This is a genomic window from Aquamicrobium zhengzhouense, from assembly GCF_016124105.1.
Classification (GTDB): Bacteria; Pseudomonadota; Alphaproteobacteria; order Rhizobiales; family Rhizobiaceae; genus Aerobium; species Aerobium zhengzhouense.
In genome coordinates, this window is record NZ_JADGMQ010000002.1 from 189,560 (window position 1) to 210,997 (window position 21,438).

Below are 21,438 nucleotides of genomic sequence, written 5' to 3' on the forward strand. Positions count from 1 at the left end.
GGTTATCAAAGGGATGCAGCCGGTAGCTGACGCGAACGAATATCGCTTGCAAAGCTGAATCAGATTTTGTTAACCATTATGTGGCAGTATCCGATTCAGGCAATGACCGTTCCGACACCGGACGCTGGCCTAACCCGGATTCGCGGCGGGAAAGGGGACATATATGCGCGTTCTGCTCATTGAAGACGATAGTGCGACGGCACAGAGCATCGAGCTGATGCTCAAATCGGAGAGCTTCAACGTCTACACCACCGACCTCGGCGAGGAAGGGGTCGACCTTGGCAAGCTCTACGATTACGACATTATCCTGCTGGACCTTAACCTGCCGGACATGTCGGGTTACGAGGTTTTGCGCACGCTGCGTCTGTCGAAGGTCAAGACGCCGATCCTGATCCTGTCCGGTATGGCAGGTATTGAGGACAAGGTGCGTGGCCTCGGTTTTGGTGCCGACGACTACATGACGAAGCCGTTCCACAAGGACGAGCTCATTGCGCGTATTCACGCTATCGTGCGTCGCTCCAAGGGGCATGCACAGTCGGTCATCACCACTGGCGATCTGATGGTGAACCTCGACGCCAAGACTGTTGAAGTTGGCGGCCAGCGCGTGCACCTGACTGGTAAGGAATACCAGATGCTGGAGCTGCTCTCGCTGCGCAAGGGCACGACCCTGACCAAGGAAATGTTCCTCAACCACCTCTATGGCGGTATGGACGAGCCGGAATTGAAGATTATCGACGTCTTCATCTGCAAGCTGCGCAAGAAGCTCGACGCAGCATCCGGTGGACAGAACTACATCGAAACTGTTTGGGGCCGTGGCTATGTGCTGCGCGAGCCTGAGGATATGCGCGAAAGCGCCTAACCGGATCTATCGGGGCGATCGTCAACGTCCCTTGCACGATGGACGGTCGCTGAGACGAGCGTCCAGGGAATGCTTTTCAACGGGCTGCTGACCAGGTCAGTGGCCCGTTTTCGTTTCGCACAGCCGCTCAGGCCGCCGCGCTCATTTCGCGGAAGCTGGCAAGCAGTTGATTACGGTCGAATGGTTTGAGGATGTAGCCTTGCGCGCCCGCACGCTTAGCCCTCATGATCAGTCCTACATCGAATTCAATCGCGCAGATGAGGATCTGAGGGCGTTTGGGAGCTGGCATCGCCGCTATGCGTCGAATGAGCTCGATCGTATCGATATCTGGCAGGCCGTAGTCGACGACGATGATGTCCGGCAGATCTGCCGCGCAGTGTGCGAGGGCTTCGTGCCCGTCTGCAGCTTCGATGACGTGCATGTCACTGCTCGCCAGGATGCGTTTGGCGATTTTGCGGATGACGGATGAATCGTCAACGATCAAACAGCGCTTCATTAGGCACACCCCCGCGTCCTATGCCGGAGCGACCCGGCATCAGGAGAGTCTAGGCCGCTGAAGTAAACAACGACGTAAGGGGCGTGCTGAAAATGCTGTTAACGGATCAGCAGAGCCTATTCGGCTGTCAGCGTGATTTCCTCTGCCGAAGCGCGAATGTTGATGGTCATGCCGGCCTCGCGCGCAAGCAGGATCGTGTAGTAGGGCTGGATGGCGTGGGCGTCGATCGGCTCTTCAGGCTTCACCCCGGAGTGCAGCTCCAGGAAGCGAGCGGGTACACGCACCATCGGGCCATTTGCTACAAGCGTGAAACGCGGCGCGGTCTCGAGATCGTGCAACTCGACGGAGAGCTTGCCACCGCGCGGAATCGCTGCATTAGCAATCAGGATAAGGTTCAGTAGTAGCTTGACCTTATTCTTGGGCAGATATGCCCTGCCGCCGCTCCATTCGAATTCCGGCTTCTCGTTGGCAAGGAACGATTTTGCGACAGCTTCGGCATCACCTGTGTCGATCTGCATTCCGGCAGAGCCGGCAGCTCCGAAAGCCAGTCGCGCAAACTGCAGACGCGCGGAGGCGTTCTTGGCGCTGCTGCGAATGAGGCGCATTGCGTCTTCGTCCGCGCCACCCTCATCAAGCAGCTCAAGCCCGTTATTAATTGCTCCAACGGGAGAAATGATGTCGTGGCACACCCTGCTGCAGAGAAGCGCTGCAAGTTCCGGCGCGGAAAGGGTGAGAATGTCGGCCATCGAGTCAGATCCCTCTTAGCGAAGTAAATCGAAGTCCGGAGAGCGCAGCCAAATTGAACCTTGGCGAATCACCTGCCGGGCGGTCGCACATTGGTTACACAGCGCTGCTTCGGGAACAAGGAAATGGCACGACAGCGCGCGGATGAGCCTCTTAGTGAATGGTTAATGATTGGATAAGGTTTCGGCCTTAGTTTTTCCTGGTTCGGCGAGTGGGTGTAGTTGATTTGCCGACGGATTGATCCGCCGGTTCCGCCCGACAAAGGAGAATGGAAATCATGTCCTTCAGGCTTTTCCCTCGTGAGCTGTTTCGGCTGACAGTCGGAGCGTTTCTTGCGATGGTCGTTGCTGTGACGGCACCGGCATCGGCCCAGACAACAAGCGAGACCTATTCCGTTCAGGAAATTGTTGATTCAGGACATCAGTTCTTCGGGGCGACCTCCGGTGGCCTCGCCGGTGGCATCGAGCAGATATTCTCGTCCTATGGGCTGCCAAATGGCTACATTTTGGGCGAAGAGGGGTCGGGCGCCTTGATCGGAGGCCTGACCTACGGCGAAGGCACGCTTTACACGAAGAACGTTGGCGATCACGGTGTTTTCTGGCAGGGGCCATCGATCGGCTGGGATTTTGGTGGCCAGGGTTCACGCGTGATGATCCTGGTCTACAACCTTAATGGTCTGCACGATCTCTATAACCGTTACGGCGGTGTGGCTGGCTCGGCTTACGTCGTCGCCGGCGTTGGATTCAACGTTCTGAAAAACGGCAACACATTGCTTGTCCCGGTCCGCACGGGTCTCGGCGCGCGTCTTGGCGTCAATGTCGGATATCTGAAGCTGACGGATCGCCCGACCTGGAACCCATTCTAGGTCACGGTTCGGCGTAATTCGTCTGAACGCGGCGCACGGCGCTGGATTCCACATGCGCGAATGTGGCACATAGAGCGCTAGGAGCCGCGCCTGTCGGGCGTGGCATGGAGTGACGGATAATCGTGATCCAGACTGCGCTCTTCTTCATTCTGGGCTTCCTGACGGCGACCTTCATTGCAGTGCTGGTGGCGCCTGCGATCTGGAAGCGCGCGGTAGATCTCACGCGGCGCCGGATCGAGGCGTCGATGCCTCTGAAGCTCAACGAGATCAGAGCGCAAAAGGATATGGTTCGCGCCGAAGCAGCTGCGGAGATCCGTAAGCTCGAGATGACGATCAAGTCTCTCAAAGAGCGTGAGATCGAGGCTAGCCTCGAAGCCGAACGGCGCGACCAGGAGATCAGAGAATTGACCCGCGAACGTGCTGAGCGCATCGAGAAGATCGAAGAACTGGTCGCGCGCGCCAGTGAACTCGAGCAGGCTTTGTCGAGCAGGGTTCACGAGATCGAGGCCTTGGGAGAGAGGCTTGCGACACAGGAGCGCCTGATCGACGAAAAGGCGGCCGAGATCAGCAAGCTCGCAGAGATGTATGACGAAGCGAGTTTTGCTGCCTCAACCAGGCAGATTGAGCTTGTGGCGCAGGAGGCGAAGATCGAGCAGGTCCGGCAAGATCTCTCTACGGCCAAGAACGACCGCAACAAGGCTGAGCAGCAGGCGCGCGAGGCGTCCGCCGATCTGAAGGCACAGAAGGTTGAAACTGCGGAGGCGCAGAAGAAGGCGACGTCCCTGCAGAAGCAAGTTGACCGGCTGTCAAAGAATCTTGCCGAGCTCGAAGAGAAGCTTGAGCGGCGCGAGCGTGAACTGGCACGGCTCAAGGAAAAGCGGAAGAGCGATGGCAAGTCGGATCGCGCGCTGCAAATTGAGTTGCGCGAGGAGCAGGATCAGCGCGCAGCTCTGGAAGAGCGTATATCGGTGCTTACCGCGGAAAATCGTGAGATCCGCAGTGAATTGGGCAAGCTGCGCCGGGAAGGGCTCGACGTCGCTTCTGTTTCGCAGGCAAACGACCGGCTGCGCAGTCAGATAAGCGAGCTTGCGGCGGAGGTCGTTGCGCTTACGCTACGGGTCGAAGGGCCGGATTCGCCGATTTCTCGCATTCTCTCGGAAGGCGGCGCCAATGAAGGGCAGGCTAGCGGCATCAGCCTGGCCGACCGTATCCGCCTGCTTCAACAAACGCCCTCCGCAAAGCGTAAGGCGAGCTGATCGCTTTAGCCGCGCCACAGTCGATGAAGTGCGATTGCTGAGGCAGCGGCGACATTAAGGCTATCAAAGCTATCCGACATCGGGATACGGACCGTATCGAGACGCTGTATCAGATGCGGCGGCAGGCCGTCGCCCTCGCTTCCCAAGAGGAGAGCGTTTTTCTTCGCCGGGGGCAGGGAAGTGATTTCGTGCTTTCCTTTTGGTGCGAGCGCGACCTGCCGAAAGCCATGCCGATCAAGCGCTTGAGAAAGCGCTTCAGCGCTTCCTGCGTAGGCGAACGGGACCTTCAAGGCGGCACCGACGGACACACGTATGGATTTCCGATAAAGTGGATCACAGCAAGTCTGGTCCAGCAGAACCGCATCAGCATTGAAGGATGCGGCATTGCGGAAAATTGAACCGACATTGTCGTGATTGGATATTCCTACCATAGCGACGACGAGTGCATTGTCGGGAAGGTTGAGCAGCAGCTCGTCGGGTCCGATCTCGGGGCCGCGGCGGCCAAGTGCCAGTATTCCACGATGAATGTGGAAACCGGCGATTTTGTCCATGACGGCCTGCGAAGCAACGTAGACCGGAACATGCGCTGGCGCTCGCGACAGCGTCTCAGCCATGCCAGCCAGCCGGGATTCGAGTACGAGAACGGAGAAGACTTCGTAACGCTTCGCCGCGAACAGCACGTTCAGGACGACCTTGCCCTCGGCAATGAACATGCCCTGACGTCCGATGAGATCGCGCTCACGGATGGCGTGATAAGCTTCGACGCGCGGATCATCGGGGTCGACGATCGGAACTGGCTGCACAGGCATCATGTCTCAAGCGAAATTTTCACGATTGCGCACCCATAGCTGACAGTGCGCAAAGGTGAAATGCCTGACGGGTTTTCTCTGCGGCTCAAGCTCCGAGGATGACGCTAATTGTGTCGATCACGCGGCTTGCTTGTCGCCAAAAAACTGGTCGAGGGTCAGCAGGACCATCCGTACCTTCTCGCATGAGGTCGAGTAGTAGATCATCTGCCTGTCGCGCCGTGTGGTTACAATTCCCATGGCGCGTAGCTTGGCGAGGTGTTGTGACAAGGCTGACTGACTAAGCTCCACCTTCTGGGCGAGGTCGCCGACGGAGATTTCTCCCTCCAGAAGATGGCACAGGATCGCAAACCGCTTTCCGTTGCCGATAGCCGACAAGAATTGCGCCGCGGAGTCGGCGTTATGTACTAGTTCCAACGAAACCATTATTCCCCCACAATCGCACCAAGCATCAGCTACCAGGGGGGCAGTGGCGCTGATGTACGAAGAAGCGCGGGGCGAGCGCGCCGTGTATACAGATAGCGCATTTTGGCTGATATTGACAAGAGCTAATAGAGAAGCAGGCCCTCCCACCCGCACAGTGTCAGCCATATTCTCTAATTTCATTCGAAGTTCTGACGCCATGTAAACAGGTGCATCAAAGGGGATGTGAAGGACATGATCTCCCGAACATAGATTAAATCCATCCGGATCGATTCCGGTGATCTTCCAGGGCAAAGGTGACGCAGCTTTGCCGTAGTGCTGAGCGAAAAGCGCAAGCGTATCTGGATGATTCCGATTTAGCTGTTGCATGGCCTCTTCTGCTAATGCCGAAAATTCATCAAGCGCTTGCATGGCGACAATGAACTGGTCGGGGGAAATTATGTAAGCCTTGCCAAAACCACCATTTAGTTGGGCCCGAACAGGTTCGAGACGGAAGAAGGCGAAATCGGGAAAAGATGAGTAGAGCTTTGCCTTCGGGTTCTGCGACAGGAACCGGCGTCGTGCACGCGGAAGATCCGTTTCGTCAGAAATCCTTCTCGCAACGCAGCTAAGGCTCATCCGTGGATAGGCGAGGGGATCGCCCTTCTCAGGCTCCCCAACAAGGAGTGAGCAATGCGGGTCGGCGAGAAGGCCACGTGTATGCGCAGCAAGAGCTGAAATCAGGATAATGGGGGCCCCGTCTATGTCCGTCGCCATCGCGACTCGGCTGACCGACGGATGCCCGGTTTTCGGATCGAGAAATGCGAGCGCAGCATAACGGGCTGTTCTAAGCAACGTTTTCGCCAGGCGGATCGCCTGTTCGTCGACGGGTTGCAGGCGGTCATTCTTCGTATCTGTCATGATCCTTCGCTCATATTACTTTCGGGATGGATATGAGCTGTCAATCTCTAGGCGCCGGCGGCCGGTGTTTTATCACCACCGCCGGCCGAAGATTTTACCGTGGTGCCATACGGATCGCGCCGTCCAGGCGGATCACTTCGCCGTTCAGCATCTGATTTTCGACGATGTGCAGGGCGAGCGCGCCATATTCCTCTGGATCGCCCAGACGTGACGGGAACGGAACCTGCTGGCCAAGCGAGAGCTGTGCTTCTTCAGGCAGCGCTGCAAGCAGCGGCGTGCGGAAAATGCCCGGTGCAATGGTCATGACACGAATGCCTGAGCGCGACAGATCACGAGCGATCGGCAGGGTCATGCCGACAATACCACCCTTTGAGGCAGAATAGGCCGCTTGGCCGATCTGGCCGTCATATGCAGCAACGGAAGCAGTATTGACGATCACGCCACGCTCTTCTCGTTCAACCGGGTCAAGCTTCTCAGCGCGAACTGCAAACAGGCGGATCATATTGAAAGTGCCGAGGAGGTTGACCGTCACAACCTTGCGGAAGACTTCCAGCGAGTGCGCGCCTTCTTTGTTTGTGGTGCGTGCAGCCAAGCCAATACCTGCGCAATTGACAAGAATGCGGGCATCGCCAAGCTTCGAGGCTACCTCAGCAAATGCTGCTTCAGCATCGACTTCGCTGGAGACGTCGCATTTGACCGCAATGCCGCCAATGTCGCGCGCAACCGCCTCAGCTTTTTCGATAGCGACGTCGAACAATGCGACTTGGGCACCCTTGGCCGCCAGAGCGCGAGCGGTTGCCTCGCCAAGGCCCGATCCGCCACCCGTTACGACTGCTACCTGTCCCGATGGGTTCATAAAGATTCCTCCGCGGAATTGTTATAGAGAAGAACAATGTCGCATCTTAACGGCCAACGTCGCCGCGAAACAAGTGCACGCCTCATTTTGACACGTTTGCGGTTTTCCCGGATCAGGCGGCGAGTTTAATTTCAATACAATTGCGGCCGCGCTCCTTCGCCAGATAGAGCGCGTCGTCGGCACGGGACAGGAGATTGAGGAAACTCTCGGTGTTGCCGGGAGACTTCAGAGAAAGCCCAAGGCTGGCTGATGTACTGACAATGGCACCATCCGGATGGCGCACTCTCACACTTTCGATCGCCAGCCTGATCCGCTCGGCAACCGCCAATGCTTCCTCTTCTGACACACCTGGCAGGATAGCGGCGAACTCCTCACCGCCGAGTCTGCCAAACAAGTCGCCCGGCCGAGTAGCCTTCATTGCAGCATTGCCAACCTGCGCGAGAACCTGATCTCCCACGAAATGACCGTATCTGTCGTTGATGCTTTTGAAGTGATCGACGTCCAGCATCAGGACCGCGACGGAGCCGTTTGCGTTGATAAGCATCGCTTCCGCGCGCTCTAGAAATGTACCACGGGAAAGCGCCCCCGTGAGCGAATCGAAGGTTGCAGCGTGATTAAGGCGTTCGAGGAGTTCTTCACGTGCGGCGTTGACGCTGGCTACGGCCAAAGGGCCAAGCGCGATGAGCGCGATAGCGATGCGGAGCGAGATGTTTGCTGCCAGTGGGTCATCCCTCAGGGTGACGTACTGGAACCCGTGGACGAGGGCGATGATCTGGATGACGCTGAAGCAGAGCGTGAGGGTGGCCGTGGTGAAGAGGCTATAGCTCAGGGCGCACCAGATAAGTGCCGGAATCGGGTAGGCAAAGGCGCCGGGCCCGCCAATGATTTGCGAACAAAGGGTGAGCACGACCAGCGAGATGACGGGCAGCGCTTCAAAGAAGGTATAGTGACGGCGGCCTCGGAGCCAATCCGGTATCCCTTGCCACGTCAGTATTGGGGGTAGGATGATCAGCATGTTCACCAACTCGGTCGTAAACCAGCTGGTGAAGCCGACAATCAAGCTGCGCTCGAACAGCATCAATGCTGCGCCTGCGCCGACTGCGGCGGCGCTTGCTGCGGCCAGTACGGATATTGCGAGCAGGCACACGATTGAGATCGGGCGGGACAATTCGCGGTCTTCTGGCGCGAGTCGCATGAAGAGTTGATATCCGACGACCGCTCCGACGATGTTCGCAATAGTCAGCCGAAGCGAGATATCGAAATTATTACCAGTGATCAGGTCAGCTGCAATGAACGCGACAAACGCAGCGAGCCAATTGGTCAGGGTCGACAAACGCGGATTGCGAACCATCATCGCGAGGAGGATCGCATTGGCTGGCCATATTGCCGCTAGAAAGCCGACAGGGCGTGACAGGATCCCGAAAAGCGAGGCGGTGAAAACAACTGTCGCCACCAGTAAGACATCAGTCAGTGGCTTGGATAGAAATTCCACCGAATACGTCTTTGGGGACGTCTTCATTCTGCTAACTCCGTAGATCCTCAAGGCCGATCATTGTTGAGCGTTACTTGAAAAGAGTTAACTAATGAAGCCCGGATTGACTATCGGCGAAGAACCGCTCCGAGTACATCTCGCACGCCGATTGCTCCCAGAAAACGCGAAGATTCATCGAATACAGCGACGGGCGCCGTTTGTGACTGCTGCATGGCTTTCATAACCGATCGCAAAGTTGTGCCAGGTTTTGCCCAGTAAACGTGGTGGGCATCCGGCGGCAGTGCATCAAACGGATCACAAGCAGCCCAAAGCGCGGGTTTGCCATTTCGTTCAGCGTCGATAACCAAACGATTTTTGTCGAGGCGGAAGCGAGTGGTCTGGCGTCGGTCAAGCCACACCCAGCCGTCGGAATCCGTCTCCAGGTCGCGATGGTCGCGCATCACGTTCCAGGCTGTCAGCACCGAAAGCGGGTTCACGTTAGAGATGAACTCTCTGACGTAGTCGTTGGCGGGGTTGAGCACGATCTCCTCGGGCGCGCCCGTCTGAACGATCCGGCCACCTTCCATGATGGTGATGCGGTTGCCGATTTTCAACGCTTCTTCCAGATCATGGCTGACGAAAATGATCGTCTTCTGCAGTCTGCTTTGAAGCTCGATCAACTCGTCCTGCAGCTTTGTGCGGATGAGCGGGTCGAGAGCAGAGAAAGGCTCGTCCATCAAAAGAATCGGCGCTTCCGTGGCAAAGGCGCGAGCAAGCCCGACGCGCTGCTGCATCCCGCCGGACAGCTCATGGGCGTATTTCTTCGCCCACTGCGACAGGCCGACCAGCTCGAGCTGGTGCGCAACGCGCTCCTGTCGTTCAGCCAAAGGTACGCCAGACAGTTCAAGTCCAAACCCGACATTTTCTTCGACGGTACGCCAGGGAAGCAGTGCGAACTGCTGAAAAACCATGGCAACCGATTCGCGGCGTATCTTTCTAAGATCAGCCGGTCTGCACGAGGCTACATCGGTCACCTTGCCGCCGCCATGAACGAGGACTTCCCCGCGCGTGACCTGGTTGAGACCGTTCACCGCACGTAGCAATGTCGACTTTCCCGAGCCGGAAAGCCCCATGAGGACAGAAATCTCACCCTCGTTCACGGTCAGGCTGGCGTCCGCGCAACCGAGCACCGCGCCCGTCTTGGTCAGGATCTCGGCCCGTGTGGCGCCTTCGTCGATCATCTTGACCGCCGTCGCCTGCTCGTCACCGAAAACGATGTCGACGTTTCGAAATTCTACCGCGGCAGTCATTTTGTACCCGCTGGCCCGATGCGGGCAATTCGATCAAGAATGATGGCAAGGACTACGATCGCAAGACCTGCTTCAAGTCCAAGCGGAATGTTGACGGAGTTCAAGGCACGAACGACCGGGCGCCCCAGGCCATTGGCGCCGATCAGCGCGGCGATGACGACCATTGAGAGGGACAGCATGATGCATTGGGTGAGGCCGGCCATGATCGTGGGCAACGCGGATGGAAGTTCCACCTTCCAGAGCAATTGGCGTTTCGTTGCTCCAAACGCCTGTCCGGCTTCGAGCATCGGTTTCGGCACCGAGGTGATGCCGAGATAGGTGAGACGAATCGGGGCAGGGGCCGCAAAGATGATCGTCACAATCAGGCCAGGCGCTATGCCAAGGCCGAACAGGATCAAGACCGGAATCAGGTAAACGAATGTGGGCAGCGTCTGCATCAGATCGAGGATCGGCTGCAGCACACGATAGACGCGTTCATTATGTGCCGCCCAGATGCCGATAGGAACACCGATGGCCATTGAACACGCGGCAGCCGAAACGACGAGGACGAGCGTTTCGATCGTTTCCTTCCAAAGTCCCTGATTGATGATGAAGAGGAGGCCAAGAGCGATACCGATTGCAAGGGGCAGAGATCGCTTCAGGAACCAGGACAGCGCCGCGATGAGGACAACTACGATGATAGGCGGCACCCACAGCAGCACATTTACCGCCCCGTTGAGGACGGAGGACAGCACGCTGGCGAGCGAGTCGAAGAACCAGGAAAAGTTCGTCGTCAGAAAGTCGAAAAACTCTCGCCCCCAACGCCCGATCGGGATCTTCCAACTAGCGACCAGTTGCGAAATCGGGTCCACAGTCCTCTCCGGTGATGTTTCTGAACAAGTGCGGCGGCAGTTTAATGCCACCGCGTTAGCAAATTGTGCCTGTTCTAGAGACCAAGGCTCGACTTAACGGCAGCAAGGCCGTCGGACCCGTCAAAAGTTGTGACCCCGGCGAGCCACGGCTCGATAGCGGACGGGTTTGCCTTCAGCCATTCGGCGGCTGCAGTGTTGGGCTCCTTACCGTCATCCAGGATGGCGCCCATGATCTCGTTTTCCATCTGAAGGGTGAAAATGAGGTTGGTCAGGAACTTGCCGAGGTTCGGGCACTCGGTTGCCAGGCCTTTGCGGGTGTTAGTCAACACAGTGGCGCCGCCATAGTCAGGCCCGAAGACGTCGTCGCCCCCGGCAAGGTACTCCATCTCGATGTTGGAGTTCATGGGATGTGGTTCCCAGCCAAGGAACACCATATCCTGCTTGGAACGCGCGCCGCGCATCACTGCAGACAGCATGCCTGCTTCGGAACTTTCAACAAGCTCAAACTTGCCGAGAGCAAACTGATCTGCCTCGATCATGTCGAGGATCAGGCGATTGCCATCGTTGCCGGGCTCAATACCGTAGATCTTGTTGTCCAGCTTGTCGGCAAATTTCGCGATATCATCGAAAGTCTTGAGACCGGAGTCAAACGTATATTTCGGCACGGCCAGCGTGTACTTTGCGCCTTCAAGGTTTGTAACGAGCGTTTCGACCGAACCTTCTTCACGGTAGGGAGCGATGTCCGCTTCCATCGTCGGCATCCAGTTGCCGAGGAAGACGTCGATATCGCCGTTCTTCAGCGACGCGTAAGTCACCGGGACCGATAGAATTTGGACTTCCGGCTGATAGCCGAGCGCCTCAAGGATGACCGTTGCGGTTGCAGTGGTGGAGGTGATGTCAGTCCAGCCGACGTCCGAGAAGGTGATGGCCTTGCAGCTGTCCGGCTCTGCCGCCAGCGCAGCTGTCGTGCCAAGCGCGCCAGTCAAGGCGATGCTGAGCATCAGGGATTTGCAACGCGACATTTGGAGTCTCCCATTGTGATTGGCTGGCTGCGTGTGCGCCCGTGACATGATTTTCTCACATTGAGCCAAACATCATTTTTCTGCTGTTGCAAGGCGAGTGACGTTACGTTGGGCGTCGGACCGTTGCCTTGTTGCGACACATCACAGCTTTGTTGCGCCTGCGTCTCCCCACAAGCTGTCCAATTGGTTTAGTAGGCTGATGGCTAAGCTCTATTTTCATTTCTCGGCGATGAATGCCGGAAAATCGACTCTGCTGCTCCAAGCGTCCTACAACTATCGCGAACGCGGCATGGACACGATGCTGTTTACTGCCGCTCTTGATGAGCGTGCGGGTAAAGGGCTGATTGCGTCGCGGCTGGGAGTATCGGCTGAGGCGTTCACCTTTTCTGCGGATGACGATCTGTTCGAACAGGTGCGAAATTGGCTGATGGCTCATCCTCTCCATTGCGTGCTCATCGATGAAGCACAGTTCCTGACCGAAAAGCAGGTCTGGCAACTTGCAAGGGTCGCCGATCGTCTGGACGTTCCGGTGATGTGCTACGGACTTCGCACGGATTTTCAGGGCAAGCTGTTTCCGGGTTCACAGGCTCTATTGGCATTGGCTGACGAGTTGCGTGAAATACGCACGCTTTGCCGCTGTGGACGAAAGGCGACAATGGTGGTTCGGCTTGGACCGGACGGAAAGGTCCAACGACACGGTGCCCAGGTCGAAATCGGTGGGGAAGACAAATATGTGTCCCTTTGCCGTCGCCACTGGGAAGAAGAGGTGGGCCGTGTCACACCAGAAGATCTGATCGGTTTTTTGAGGCAGTAGCGTCTTACCCCTGCGGCTAAACAGCACTGTTGCCGTTCGATTAGCTGAGCTCTCTTGAGCACCGTTCTGCGGAATGCAAGGAAGCCGGATGAATATTACGTTTCCGCACCCTGCCGCCGCCTCTGACCTTCGCCGCTGGTCCAAGCTCCTCGCTGGATATCGCACGCCTGATCGTAAACGCAGCGCGTTCGAACTCGGCATCACCATGGCGGCGTTTGGCCTGCTTTGGACACTGACTTATCTTTCAGTGCGCTACGAATTCTGGCTCGGCATGGTGTTCGTTTTTCCTGCTGCGGGCTTCTTGCTGCGTCTTTTCATGATCCAGCACGACTGCGGACACGGATCATTCTTCGCGCACCGCCATCTTGACGACTGGACGGGGCGCATCATCGGCGTGCTGACTCTGACGCCGTACGGCTATTGGCGCCGCGCCCACGCGACCCATCATGCTACTGCGGGCAACCTCGATGAACGCGGGCTGGGCGATATCACTACGCTCACGCTTTCGGAATACCGTTCGCTCTCACCCTGGGGGCGGTTGGGGTATCGGCTTTATCGTCATCCGCTGGTGATGTTTGCCATTGGGCCGATCTGGGTTTTTGGGTTGAAGCAGCGACTGCCGGTCGGGCTGATGAACGACGGACGCGGACCCTGGATATCGACGATGGCCACAAATCTTGCGATCGCCCTCTTGGTTGCGGTTCTCGTCTGGCTTGTCGGGCTCGTCCCGTTCCTGCTGGTGCATCTGCCAATCGTGTTCTTCGCTGGCGTCGCAGGCATCTGGCTGTTCTACGTTCAGCACCAGTTCGAGGATACGCATTGGTCAGGTGGACAGGACTGGGACTTCCGTCATGCTGCGCTTCACGGCTCCTCTTATTATGACCTGCCGCCTGTCCTGAACTGGCTGACCGGAAATATCGGCATCCACCATGTGCATCACCTTTCAAGCAAGATACCTTGTTATCGTCTCCCAGAGGTTCTGCGGGACTTTCCGGAACTGAAAGAAATTGGCAGGATCACCGTTCGCGATAGTCTTCGCTGCGTCAAACTCGCCCTTTGGGACGAGGAGCGAAACCAGATGATTTCGTTCCGGGAAGCGCACGCCTAAGAACAACCAGAGCGTTTATCCTGGCGTTCCTTCTTTCCAACGTTGTCTGCGCCACATATATTCCGCACACGTAAACTTGAATGTCCCTTTGGGTCCGGAGCACAGCGCATGGCAACGTTGCAGAATTTTGATGCCGAGATTTCTCGTACGAAAAGCGCTGTTGAAGATATGCGCTCCAGGATCGAGCAGTCGAGCGTGGTTCTCGATAAGTTTGCCCAGGCGGATCAGACGATTGGCGCAGCCGATTTCGATATCGAGAATGCGCGAATCCAGGACGTCCTGTCCCAGCAGAAGGTGATGGAAGGCAACATCGCCGACCTCATCATCGGCCTCGAGGACGCGACCAATGTCTTCGGCGCTGAATTCGAGAGCATGAAGAGCTACACGGCGTGGGAAAATTTCGTCGGTATCTTTTCCGCGCAGAAAAAGCAGCGCATGCGTACTGAACGGGTGCGCAACATGTCGCTTGCTGGCAACCTTCAGGAGCTTCTGTCGAAGTCGGATACGATCGTCGGCATCCTTAAAAATCAGAAGAACATTCTCGACCAGCGCTACAAGACCTCGGAAGCGAGCCTTGCGCAAGTGATCGAGCGTCGCAAGCGCACGATTCAGAACCTGACGGACACCCAGCGCCGGATCGAAGAACTGAACCCGATGCTGCTCGACATCGAGAACCGCATCGCGGCCTCGACCGACCAGACCCAGCGCACGCAGCTTGAAGGTGAGCGCTCGAAGCTTGCCACCGAGTATAATGAGCGTCAGGCCAAGGAGCAGGAACTGCTCGCGGAGAGCCAGACGCTGGAGCGCTACACGTCAATGTTCCAGACCTTCGTTGACTCGCTCAATAACCAGCTCGCGGCGCAGAACACGCTGATCAACAAGCTGACCATCGACATCGAACAGCGCATCGTTCTCTACAAGGCGCTGGAAGATTCGCTGAAGACGGCCGCGCAGCAGGACGTCGCGCACAAGATCAATACGCTAGGCAGCCAGGTCGATAACACGGCCGAGCAGACGATGGCCGGAATCGGCGCAGCAGCGCAGAAGCATATCGGCGATCTACTTGAGCTTCATGAGAAGAACATGGTTGCGACGGCAGACATCCAGCGCCGCAAGAAGCTGGCTGACGAGGCTTTCGCGAGGCGTTTTGATGACGTCCTCCGCAAGCACAACGCCGCGGACTATGTGAAGCAGTAAAGCGCACGAGGCCGCTCGCGACAGTGCCAATGATGCTTCAGCGCCTAGAGCATAAAACGGGTGCCAGCCTGAGGATGGCCAGGAGACGTCTGGCGAGGTCTGAAGTTCTGAGTGGCGGATCCTGTAAAACGCAGAGGCGATGGGCGAACATGCCATTCAAGAAGATGGGATGCGCGGGATGACTGCGAATGATCCTGCCACGCGCTACTTCGATGCGATCAGCGGAGCGCTTGCGGGCCTTGACGTGTTCCTGCGTGACGACAGTTCGCGTTTCGGACGGCACGACCTCATCGCAAAAGTGATGAGCGAATATATCGGCAGGTTGGAGAATTCCTTCAGCAGCTGGCGAAACCGCCTCGGTTTCATGGAAACGTTTCGGATATCACGGGCGGAGAGCGGTTATCCGGTTTTCCAGAACGTCCTCGAGCTTGAGAACGATCGCCGAAATGCGACACAGAGGCTTGCGGCTATTCCTGAGCCGGAAGCCCTGCGGGCAGAGATGGCCGATTTCATCCTGCGTCAGAAGGCGATGCCTGATGCGCTGCGACGGGCAATGGCCGAGCGCCTCTATCTCGAACAAGTGTCATCCGGGCAGGTTTTCGCGCCATTCGCGTTGCCGAAGACGATCAGGGTTTCGGTAAATCCAAAGACGCAGCGGCCGTTCTATGTCGTTCACTGGGGCGCGTTTGATGGGAGTGCCAATCTCCCGCTCGTTTACATGGCGACCGTTGAAGACTCGTCAGACGGAATTGTGAGGCAGCTGGTTGGTTCCGATGGAAAGCTCAACACGTCGGTTCCAATCCCGCTGCCCGTAGACGGGCTTCTCAACCCTGAGCTTGCGCATCAGTTTGATGATTTCGCGGAGAAAAATTCCGCTTATTCGCTGTCTCCTACGACGATTGCCACCAATCTCGACAAGGATTTTGAGACCCTGCATCCGAAGCAGCTTCGGCGTGTCGTGCTCGGGCCGTTTTATTCGGCGGGCATCACCGAGCATAATTCTACGGTTTCTGAAGTCCTGTCGAAGGTGCGCAAGCAGGAGAATGCCTGGTTGCTGACATGGACGGTGCAGGAAGTCTTTTCCAAGGCCGAACGCCCGGCTCAGCGAGGCCTCTTCTCCCGGCAGCCCGCTCGCGAGGAATTCTACATCAATACGGATGATCTCGAGGCTGCGCGCATGGGGGTCTCATCCTACGAGAAGCACGCGCTGATTCCGCATGAGGCCTATCAGGCGCTGTACGCTGCCGGCGAGGCGCAGCAGATATTCTCCGGGTATCAGGTGCATATCATTTCTAATGGCCAAGTGATCACCGACGTCTAGAGGTTGATGAGATGGATGCTGGACTGACCACCTTGCTGGAAGCGGACATCGAAAAGCATCGTCCACTGGCGCAAAGCTTCATCACCCGGTTTGTGGTTCTGGAAGATCCTTCCGATCGCTCGACAACTGAACTCGCTGGAACTGGCCGCCGGTTTGTGTCGACGGTCTCGACCGGCACGGTGCGCAGGACCCGCGAAGTGGAACTGACCAGGACCGTCCAGGCGATCAGGCCGGACGATCAACTCCTGTCGATTGCCCAGCACACATTGCTCTATCGGGCGAGGCGGGGCCTGGCGGTTGCAATGGCCGTTGCCGATACCTTCGCCAAATCCACGGCGCTCGAAGACCTTCAGGCGAAGAATTCACGCTCACCGCTCGAGGGCGAGGACGCGTCGACCTACAAGCGGTTGCTGTCTGCAGGTGCATTCGTCGCGGCCTTCACCTTCGCATCCTACCTTCTGCAGACACTGGAAAGCGATGCCGACGCGCCGAGCGACGTGCGCGAGCCAGACTACGTGTTTGACACTCAGCAGGATGCGCTGAAGGGGCTGGTGGCGGGCCTTGATGCCGCGCTCGCCGGCGCAAAGGATGAGCATGATCTGGCGCCGCGCGCTCGGGCATACGCTACCGCGGCGATCGAAGGCCTGCTGCAGCGCAAATCGCGTTTCGATGGTCTCGGCGCGTTCGAGGCCGTTCATATCAGGGTTGAGAAAGACGACTTCACGATTGACGGTTTCGACGTTGCGCCGGGACGCAAGACCAAACCGCTGGTGATGCAGTTTCGCAAGCCGGAGGAAGTGGTCGGTAACCACATCGCCAAATATCAGGCGTTGAAATTGGCGAAAATGCTGATGGCCTACGATTTCGACCGCCAACTCAATCCATTTGTCGAGCTTGGCGGTTTTCTGTTCACCTTCATCGGTGACGGCGCGCCGGGCACGGGCAAGACGACGCTGATCCAGATGATCGCCGGCATCGTCAACGACTATGCGCAGATCGCAGGTGTTCCGTTCCACTACGAGAATTTTGGTGTCGACCAGATTTCGTCCTATCAGGGCAAATCGGGCCAGAACTGCCGTCAATTCATCAACAACGTGCTCAACCCGCGCTCGATCGGTTTTGGCACGATCGACGACATCGATCAGGTCGCGGCCAAGCGCTCGGATGACCGCGCATCGGCTGGGCAGCATGAAATCACCGGCGTTCTGATGGACGCGTTTTCGGGCGCAAGCACGGTCGTTCGCGGCAACTGCGCCTTCGGCATGTTCTCGAACTATCCGGAAAACGTCGACGATGCGCTGCGCCAGCGCGCGGGTGCGCGATGGCTGGTCGACGGGCCGCAGACGCGCGACGACTATATCGACATTTTTGTCCTTCTCGCCGGCAAGAACCACAAGATCCCGCTGGGTGAGCACGAGCTGTTTTCGGCGCAGGAGATTAAGCGTGCGGTCGAGACTGCTTACGAGCAACATTCGAAGCCGCAGGAAGAGAACCTGAAGAAGGTCTATGATCGCTTCATAGACGAGCGCGGCGAACCGAAGACTCTCGCCGACGTTGGTGATTATCTCCATCGGATCAAGGAAGCCGAGCCGCGCCTGACCGGCCGTGCGATCAAGAACGTCACCGACGCGATCAAGATGCGGGCGATGGATATCGAACTCCCCGACGAATGGTTCGAGACCCGCGAGGCATTCATGGGCAAGTCGTATGATGAGAAGATAGCGATGATCTCTGACCTGCGTCGCCCGTTCACGATGGACATGGTGATGCAGGAGATCAACCGTTACGCCGATTCCGAATTCCGCTACGCTGACAAGTCCGACGATGCGGGTGTCGAAAAGCTGATCCGCGACGCAAGACTGCGCGAGCGCGCCATCGCTGAAATTGAATCTCTCAAGGCACGGGGTTTGTGGAGAGCCTGATGATCTTTCCCTTCTCCCCGTTCACGGGGAAAAGGTGCCCGCAGGGCGGATGAGGGGGATGCAATGCGCGGAGCCAATGTTCTCAAAACCAGACGGGCGAGGCAGCTTCGCAAGATGGGCAATGAGGCTGAAGACCTTTTGTGGAGCGATCTTCGGGCGAGACGTTTAAACGGATACAAGTTTGTCAGGCAGCTGCCGATCGGCCCTTTCTTCGCCGACTTCGCCTGCAGGGATCGAAATCTGGTTGTGGAAGTTGATGGCAGCCAACATGCCGAACAGCGAACGGACCGCTTCAGGGACGATAAGATGAACAGGAATGGGTGGTCGATCTTGCGTGTTTGGCACGCCGACGTACTGGCAAACCGGCACTCAGTGCTGGAAACGATCGCTGCCGCTTTGGACGGGCGTTTGAACGAGACGATGATTTCGCTGGAAGCAAAATTCCTTCCTGCTGATCGGGAGGTCGCATCGTGATTCATATGTCGGTGCGGGCCCCCAATCCGCCCTTCGGGCACCTTCTCCCCGTTGACGGGGAGAAGGGCAAGTGAACCTACTTCTCGACAATGAGCTGATCTATGGCCGCTTGCTGCCAATTGAAGAACCGCATCTGACCGAGCGGTACAACAAGGCCTTGCGCGCGTTTGGTCTTAAGCCGACGACGCTTACGCGGATTGACATCGACCGTTCGGGTTTCTCGCCGCAAATTGCAGATGAGTTGGGAGATCCAGACTACCTTGATCCCAACGGCGTCAATCGGCGCTTCATCATCCTGACACCCCAGCAGGTCAGCCTGCCGGTGGTGCACACGGCGTTCTCGAATACATCGCAGCTTCTCTACGAGTTCATGACCGCGAACGCACGGGTCATCAACGCGTTGACCATCAAGGATGTGATCTATGGCGAGATCGAGGATTCCGTCGCCAAGGTCGAAGACATTGAAGATCTTTTGTCGGTGAACCAGGTTGAGTTCCGGGTGCTGTCGGCAGAAGACGTCACCGGAAAGGCCACAGAGCTTGCAACCCTGATCGACAGGCTAAAGCAGGAGCCCGATTTCTGGCGCGATACCGGGGCGCTGGAACACATGATTGAGTTGGCGAAGGTGACAGGCGACATCAGGCAAAATGCGCTGGTGCCCGAGCATATCGTGTTTCGTCATTCAGCCTACTGGACCAGTCATTTCGGCGGACTGTACGTTTTTGTAGACCCGAATATGACGACGGTCATCAGCGATCCTTCCGCGCCTGGCTTCCGGCGTTCCCGTCCGTGGCAGGTGAGCTATTTGTCGCTTCATGATCATGAAAGGGTGTTCCGCTTCCTGCTGGAAACGGGTCGGATCGAACTGCCGCGTGCGTCCTGGATAGATCAGTCCGGCTACCTGGAACATCGTGCCGAGATGGTTTTGCGCAAGCTGATCCACCAGTCTGATCCCTCGCGTGATCTGACACAGCTCGACAGGGTCTGGCTGCAGACCTGGATCCATTCGCATGCGGATCAGATCAACAGGGAGGGGACTTTCCCATTCCTGAACGCAATGAAGCGTGAGCTGGCACAATATGGGCAAATCAAGATCGATGAAGTGCCCGCGCAGAAGCGATTCCTTTTGGTTCGCGCAAAGCCAGATCATCCTGATGCATGGCTGACAAACCGATTGATCTCTGACTTCGTCCCATTCGACTTCATGTCGCGGTACGTATTTAACAAGCAGGGATTTTACCGCGATTACCAGGACTTTAATCCTGTGTGGCGGCGCCACGTTGTCGAGATGCTTAAAGACACGTATCTGAAGGATAAGGCGGGCTATCGCCGACGCCTTTTTGGCCTCAAGGACCGAGGGTGAGCCATGTTGGACCCGATCGTTAACTTCTTCACCCGAGTTTTCCAGGCGATTGGCAAGGGGATCGGTCTCGTCATCGCCTGGATATGCTGGCCGTTCGTCGCGGCGGGGCGCTGGTACGCCGGACGAGGCTGGATGATCAAGGGGCCGATCGGCGTGCTCTTGCTGGTTGTCGTCGGACTTTATGGCTACTTCGGGTGGGTCACGCAGCACTGGGCGAACTTCAATCCCGACTATCCGCAGCAATATGCTTCGTTCAGCCGGGCTCCCGCAGCCAGCGCCGCGATGCCGGGGGAGAACAGCGGCAGCGCCAGTTCCTGTGCACCCTCTGCAATCACCACCGTTACCGCGGATCTGATCGATTTCACGGTCAACCAGAATCCCTGGATTTCCTCGATGGTAGTTTCCAAGCTCGGCTTCTTTGGGCTTGATTGGCGCCGCACACCCTTCTTCGACAACCAGGCTGCGTTCCAGCTCGGTATCAATCAGGTGGTTCGCCGGACCACGACCGAGTTGGTGGATACGCTGGGACGCGTGCGCGGGACATCGCAAATCGACCAGAATCTGCAGGATGCGCGTACCGCGATGGCATGGAGCGAGACTGCCTGGTACGTCGGCATGCGCGGTCCGACGCGCCCGTCGCCTAGTGTCTATCGCGAAGGCATGCAGAAGCTGCGAGCGTTCAATGCAAACCTTGAGGCGTGTAACGCGACCTTCGATGCACGTGCCGACAATCTCATGCAGTTCATCGATCGCATTGCCGGTGATATCGGGTCGACATCCGACATCCTTCGTCAGCGGATCGAGGCTTCAGATGCAGGCTGGTTCGATGTGCGGGCCGACGACCGCTTCTGGTTCGCCTATGGTCAGCTTTATGCCTATTACGGCATCCTCTCGGGGGCACGCGCAGACTTTGCGTCTGTCATCGCCGAGCGCAACCTCACGGCGCTGTGGACGCGGCTGGAGACACAATTGCGGGCTTCGCTGAATGTGCAGCCGAGGATCATCTCCAACGGAAATGAATCAAGTGCATTCTTCCCGTCCCACTTGGCAACGATGGGCTTCAACCTGCTGCAGGTTCGCTCAAATCTTGTGGAACTCCGACAGGTTCTCGACAGATAGTCGCGACACCGTAACATCATACTGACAAACTTTGGCAGAACGGGCGCGGCTGCGCCTGAAACTGGTACATTTGGGGGAGTGCTGCTGACGAAAAACCAATTCTGCGCAAGCTGCCACTTGGCAGTTCCAGCCGAATTGTATACAGCTTGTTTTTAGTCATGGAGTTTGCCGTCGTGTCGCAATTTGCGCATCCGGCGGCATATTCAAGATGGCGCAGATGGGTCGCTTGAGGCTTTGATGCGCGTGAAAGGCGGGCCGTAC

Annotated in this window: 20 protein-coding genes; 11 read left to right on the forward strand and 9 right to left on the reverse strand. The window is 57.3% G+C overall.

All coding sequences use genetic code 11. The features are described from left to right. The first annotated feature begins 163 nt into the window (after positions 1–163). The gene (gene ctrA, locus IOD40_RS04065; RefSeq protein ID WP_198474598.1) at positions 164–859 is read left to right on the forward strand and encodes a response regulator transcription factor CtrA; all 696 of its coding nucleotides are present in this window, start codon (positions 164–166) and stop codon (positions 857–859) included. A 127-nt stretch (positions 860–986) separates the two neighbouring features. Here ctrA and IOD40_RS04070 read toward each other — a convergent pair whose 3' ends face one another. Together IOD40_RS04070 and chpT are read right to left on the reverse strand one after the other, a co-directional pair. Beyond that, positions 987–1,355, reverse strand: coding sequence for a response regulator (locus IOD40_RS04070; RefSeq protein ID WP_198474601.1), 369 nt, complete (start codon positions 1,353–1,355; stop codon positions 987–989). A gap of 116 nt (positions 1,356–1,471) precedes the next feature. Then, positions 1,472–2,101, reverse strand: a complete 630-nt coding sequence (gene chpT / locus IOD40_RS04075) for a histidine phosphotransferase ChpT (RefSeq protein WP_198474603.1) — start codon at positions 2,099–2,101, stop codon at positions 1,472–1,474. A 275-nt stretch (positions 2,102–2,376) separates the two neighbouring features. Here chpT and IOD40_RS04080 point away from each other — a divergent pair, with 275 nt between their 5' ends. Together IOD40_RS04080 and IOD40_RS04085 are read left to right on the forward strand one after the other, a co-directional pair. Then, positions 2,377–2,964: a DUF1134 domain-containing protein gene (locus IOD40_RS04080; protein ID WP_198474604.1), complete on the forward strand. Its 588-nt coding sequence runs from the start codon at positions 2,377–2,379 to the stop codon at positions 2,962–2,964. A gap of 122 nt (positions 2,965–3,086) precedes the next feature. Next, the gene (locus IOD40_RS04085; RefSeq protein ID WP_198474606.1) at positions 3,087–4,220 is read left to right on the forward strand and encodes a coiled-coil domain-containing protein; all 1,134 of its coding nucleotides are present in this window, start codon (positions 3,087–3,089) and stop codon (positions 4,218–4,220) included. Between the two features lie 5 nt (positions 4,221–4,225). Here IOD40_RS04085 and IOD40_RS04090 read toward each other — a convergent pair whose 3' ends face one another. From IOD40_RS04090 to IOD40_RS04120, 7 genes are all read right to left on the reverse strand, one after another. Further along, positions 4,226–5,023, reverse strand: a complete 798-nt coding sequence (locus tag IOD40_RS04090) for a TrmH family RNA methyltransferase (protein ID WP_198475309.1) — start codon at positions 5,021–5,023, stop codon at positions 4,226–4,228. A 123-nt stretch (positions 5,024–5,146) separates the two neighbouring features. Further along, positions 5,147–6,349: a metalloregulator ArsR/SmtB family transcription factor gene (locus IOD40_RS04095; RefSeq protein ID WP_198474608.1), complete on the reverse strand. Its 1,203-nt coding sequence runs from the start codon at positions 6,347–6,349 to the stop codon at positions 5,147–5,149. 94 nt (positions 6,350–6,443) lie between these two features. Continuing rightward, on the reverse strand, positions 6,444–7,205 hold the full coding sequence (locus tag IOD40_RS04100) for a 3-hydroxyacyl-CoA dehydrogenase (protein ID WP_198474610.1): 762 nt from the start codon (positions 7,203–7,205) through the stop codon (positions 6,444–6,446). Positions 7,206–7,317: 112 nt separating this feature from the next. Beyond that, the gene (locus tag IOD40_RS04105; RefSeq protein WP_198474612.1) at positions 7,318–8,724 is read right to left on the reverse strand and encodes a GGDEF domain-containing protein; all 1,407 of its coding nucleotides are present in this window, start codon (positions 8,722–8,724) and stop codon (positions 7,318–7,320) included. An 80-nt stretch (positions 8,725–8,804) separates the two neighbouring features. After that, on the reverse strand, positions 8,805–9,986 hold the full coding sequence (gene choV, locus IOD40_RS04110) for a choline ABC transporter ATP-binding protein (RefSeq protein ID WP_198474615.1): 1,182 nt from the start codon (positions 9,984–9,986) through the stop codon (positions 8,805–8,807). Then, positions 9,983–10,837, reverse strand: a complete 855-nt coding sequence (gene choW, locus IOD40_RS04115; RefSeq protein WP_198474617.1) for a choline ABC transporter permease subunit — start codon at positions 10,835–10,837, stop codon at positions 9,983–9,985. The genes choV and choW overlap by 4 nt, the downstream gene beginning before the upstream one ends. 74 nt (positions 10,838–10,911) lie before the next feature. Further along, the gene (locus IOD40_RS04120) at positions 10,912–11,859 is read right to left on the reverse strand and encodes a choline ABC transporter substrate-binding protein (RefSeq protein ID WP_198474619.1); all 948 of its coding nucleotides are present in this window, start codon (positions 11,857–11,859) and stop codon (positions 10,912–10,914) included. 199 nt (positions 11,860–12,058) lie between these two features. Here IOD40_RS04120 and IOD40_RS04125 point away from each other — a divergent pair, with 199 nt between their 5' ends. The 8 genes from IOD40_RS04125 (at position 12,059) to IOD40_RS04160 (ending at position 21,177) form a co-directional block, all read left to right on the forward strand. Continuing rightward, the gene (locus tag IOD40_RS04125; RefSeq protein WP_198474621.1) at positions 12,059–12,673 is read left to right on the forward strand and encodes a thymidine kinase; all 615 of its coding nucleotides are present in this window, start codon (positions 12,059–12,061) and stop codon (positions 12,671–12,673) included. Between the two features lie 88 nt (positions 12,674–12,761). Next, positions 12,762–13,781, forward strand: a complete 1,020-nt coding sequence (locus tag IOD40_RS04130) for a fatty acid desaturase (protein WP_198474623.1) — start codon at positions 12,762–12,764, stop codon at positions 13,779–13,781. Between the two features lie 108 nt (positions 13,782–13,889). Beyond that, positions 13,890–14,978 carry a hypothetical protein gene (locus tag IOD40_RS04135; RefSeq protein WP_198474625.1) on the forward strand — a complete coding sequence of 363 codons (1,089 nt, stop codon included), beginning with the start codon at positions 13,890–13,892 and terminating at the stop codon, positions 14,976–14,978. A gap of 178 nt (positions 14,979–15,156) precedes the next feature. Further along, on the forward strand, positions 15,157–16,299 hold the full coding sequence (locus IOD40_RS04140; protein WP_198474627.1) for a hypothetical protein: 1,143 nt from the start codon (positions 15,157–15,159) through the stop codon (positions 16,297–16,299). Between the two features lie 11 nt (positions 16,300–16,310). Continuing rightward, a complete protein-coding gene (locus IOD40_RS04145) occupies positions 16,311–18,221 on the forward strand; it encodes an AAA family ATPase (RefSeq protein ID WP_198474629.1) in 1,911 nt (636 codons plus the stop codon). A 63-nt stretch (positions 18,222–18,284) separates the two neighbouring features. Beyond that, positions 18,285–18,695: an endonuclease domain-containing protein gene (locus IOD40_RS04150; protein WP_198474630.1), complete on the forward strand. Its 411-nt coding sequence runs from the start codon at positions 18,285–18,287 to the stop codon at positions 18,693–18,695. A gap of 70 nt (positions 18,696–18,765) precedes the next feature. Then, positions 18,766–20,058 (forward strand): DUF6638 family protein, encoded by a 1,293-nt coding sequence (locus tag IOD40_RS04155; protein ID WP_198474632.1) that lies wholly within the window; start codon positions 18,766–18,768, stop codon positions 20,056–20,058. A 3-nt stretch (positions 20,059–20,061) separates the two neighbouring features. Continuing rightward, positions 20,062–21,177, forward strand: coding sequence for a DUF2333 family protein (locus IOD40_RS04160; RefSeq protein ID WP_198474634.1), 1,116 nt, complete (start codon positions 20,062–20,064; stop codon positions 21,175–21,177). Positions 21,178–21,438 lie beyond the last annotated feature (261 nt).

Excerpts from the sequence above, each read along its gene's own strand:
- ctrA (WP_198474598.1), top strand. The coding sequence starts at position 164 with ATGCGCGTTCTGCTCATTGAAGACGATAGTGCGACGGCACAGAGCATC.
- IOD40_RS04070 (WP_198474601.1), bottom strand. The coding sequence starts at position 1,355 with ATGAAGCGCTGTTTGATCGTTGACGATTCATCCGTCATCCGCAAAATC.
- chpT (WP_198474603.1), bottom strand. The coding sequence starts at position 2,101 with ATGGCCGACATTCTCACCCTTTCCGCGCCGGAACTTGCAGCGCTTCTC.
- IOD40_RS04080 (WP_198474604.1), top strand. The coding sequence starts at position 2,377 with ATGTCCTTCAGGCTTTTCCCTCGTGAGCTGTTTCGGCTGACAGTCGGA.
- IOD40_RS04095 (WP_198474608.1), bottom strand. The coding sequence starts at position 6,349 with ATGACAGATACGAAGAATGACCGCCTGCAACCCGTCGACGAACAGGCG.
- IOD40_RS04100 (WP_198474610.1), bottom strand. The coding sequence starts at position 7,205 with ATGAACCCATCGGGACAGGTAGCAGTCGTAACGGGTGGCGGATCGGGC.
- IOD40_RS04105 (WP_198474612.1), bottom strand. The coding sequence starts at position 8,724 with ATGAAGACGTCCCCAAAGACGTATTCGGTGGAATTTCTATCCAAGCCA.
- choV (WP_198474615.1), bottom strand. The coding sequence starts at position 9,986 with ATGACTGCCGCGGTAGAATTTCGAAACGTCGACATCGTTTTCGGTGAC.
- IOD40_RS04120 (WP_198474619.1), bottom strand. The coding sequence starts at position 11,859 with ATGTCGCGTTGCAAATCCCTGATGCTCAGCATCGCCTTGACTGGCGCG.
- IOD40_RS04125 (WP_198474621.1), top strand. The coding sequence starts at position 12,059 with ATGGCTAAGCTCTATTTTCATTTCTCGGCGATGAATGCCGGAAAATCG.
- IOD40_RS04130 (WP_198474623.1), top strand. The coding sequence starts at position 12,762 with ATGAATATTACGTTTCCGCACCCTGCCGCCGCCTCTGACCTTCGCCGC.
- IOD40_RS04135 (WP_198474625.1), top strand. The coding sequence starts at position 13,890 with ATGGCAACGTTGCAGAATTTTGATGCCGAGATTTCTCGTACGAAAAGC.
- IOD40_RS04140 (WP_198474627.1), top strand. The coding sequence starts at position 15,157 with ATGACTGCGAATGATCCTGCCACGCGCTACTTCGATGCGATCAGCGGA.
- IOD40_RS04145 (WP_198474629.1), top strand. The coding sequence starts at position 16,311 with ATGGATGCTGGACTGACCACCTTGCTGGAAGCGGACATCGAAAAGCAT.
- IOD40_RS04150 (WP_198474630.1), top strand. The coding sequence starts at position 18,285 with ATGCGCGGAGCCAATGTTCTCAAAACCAGACGGGCGAGGCAGCTTCGC.
- IOD40_RS04160 (WP_198474634.1), top strand. The coding sequence starts at position 20,062 with ATGTTGGACCCGATCGTTAACTTCTTCACCCGAGTTTTCCAGGCGATT.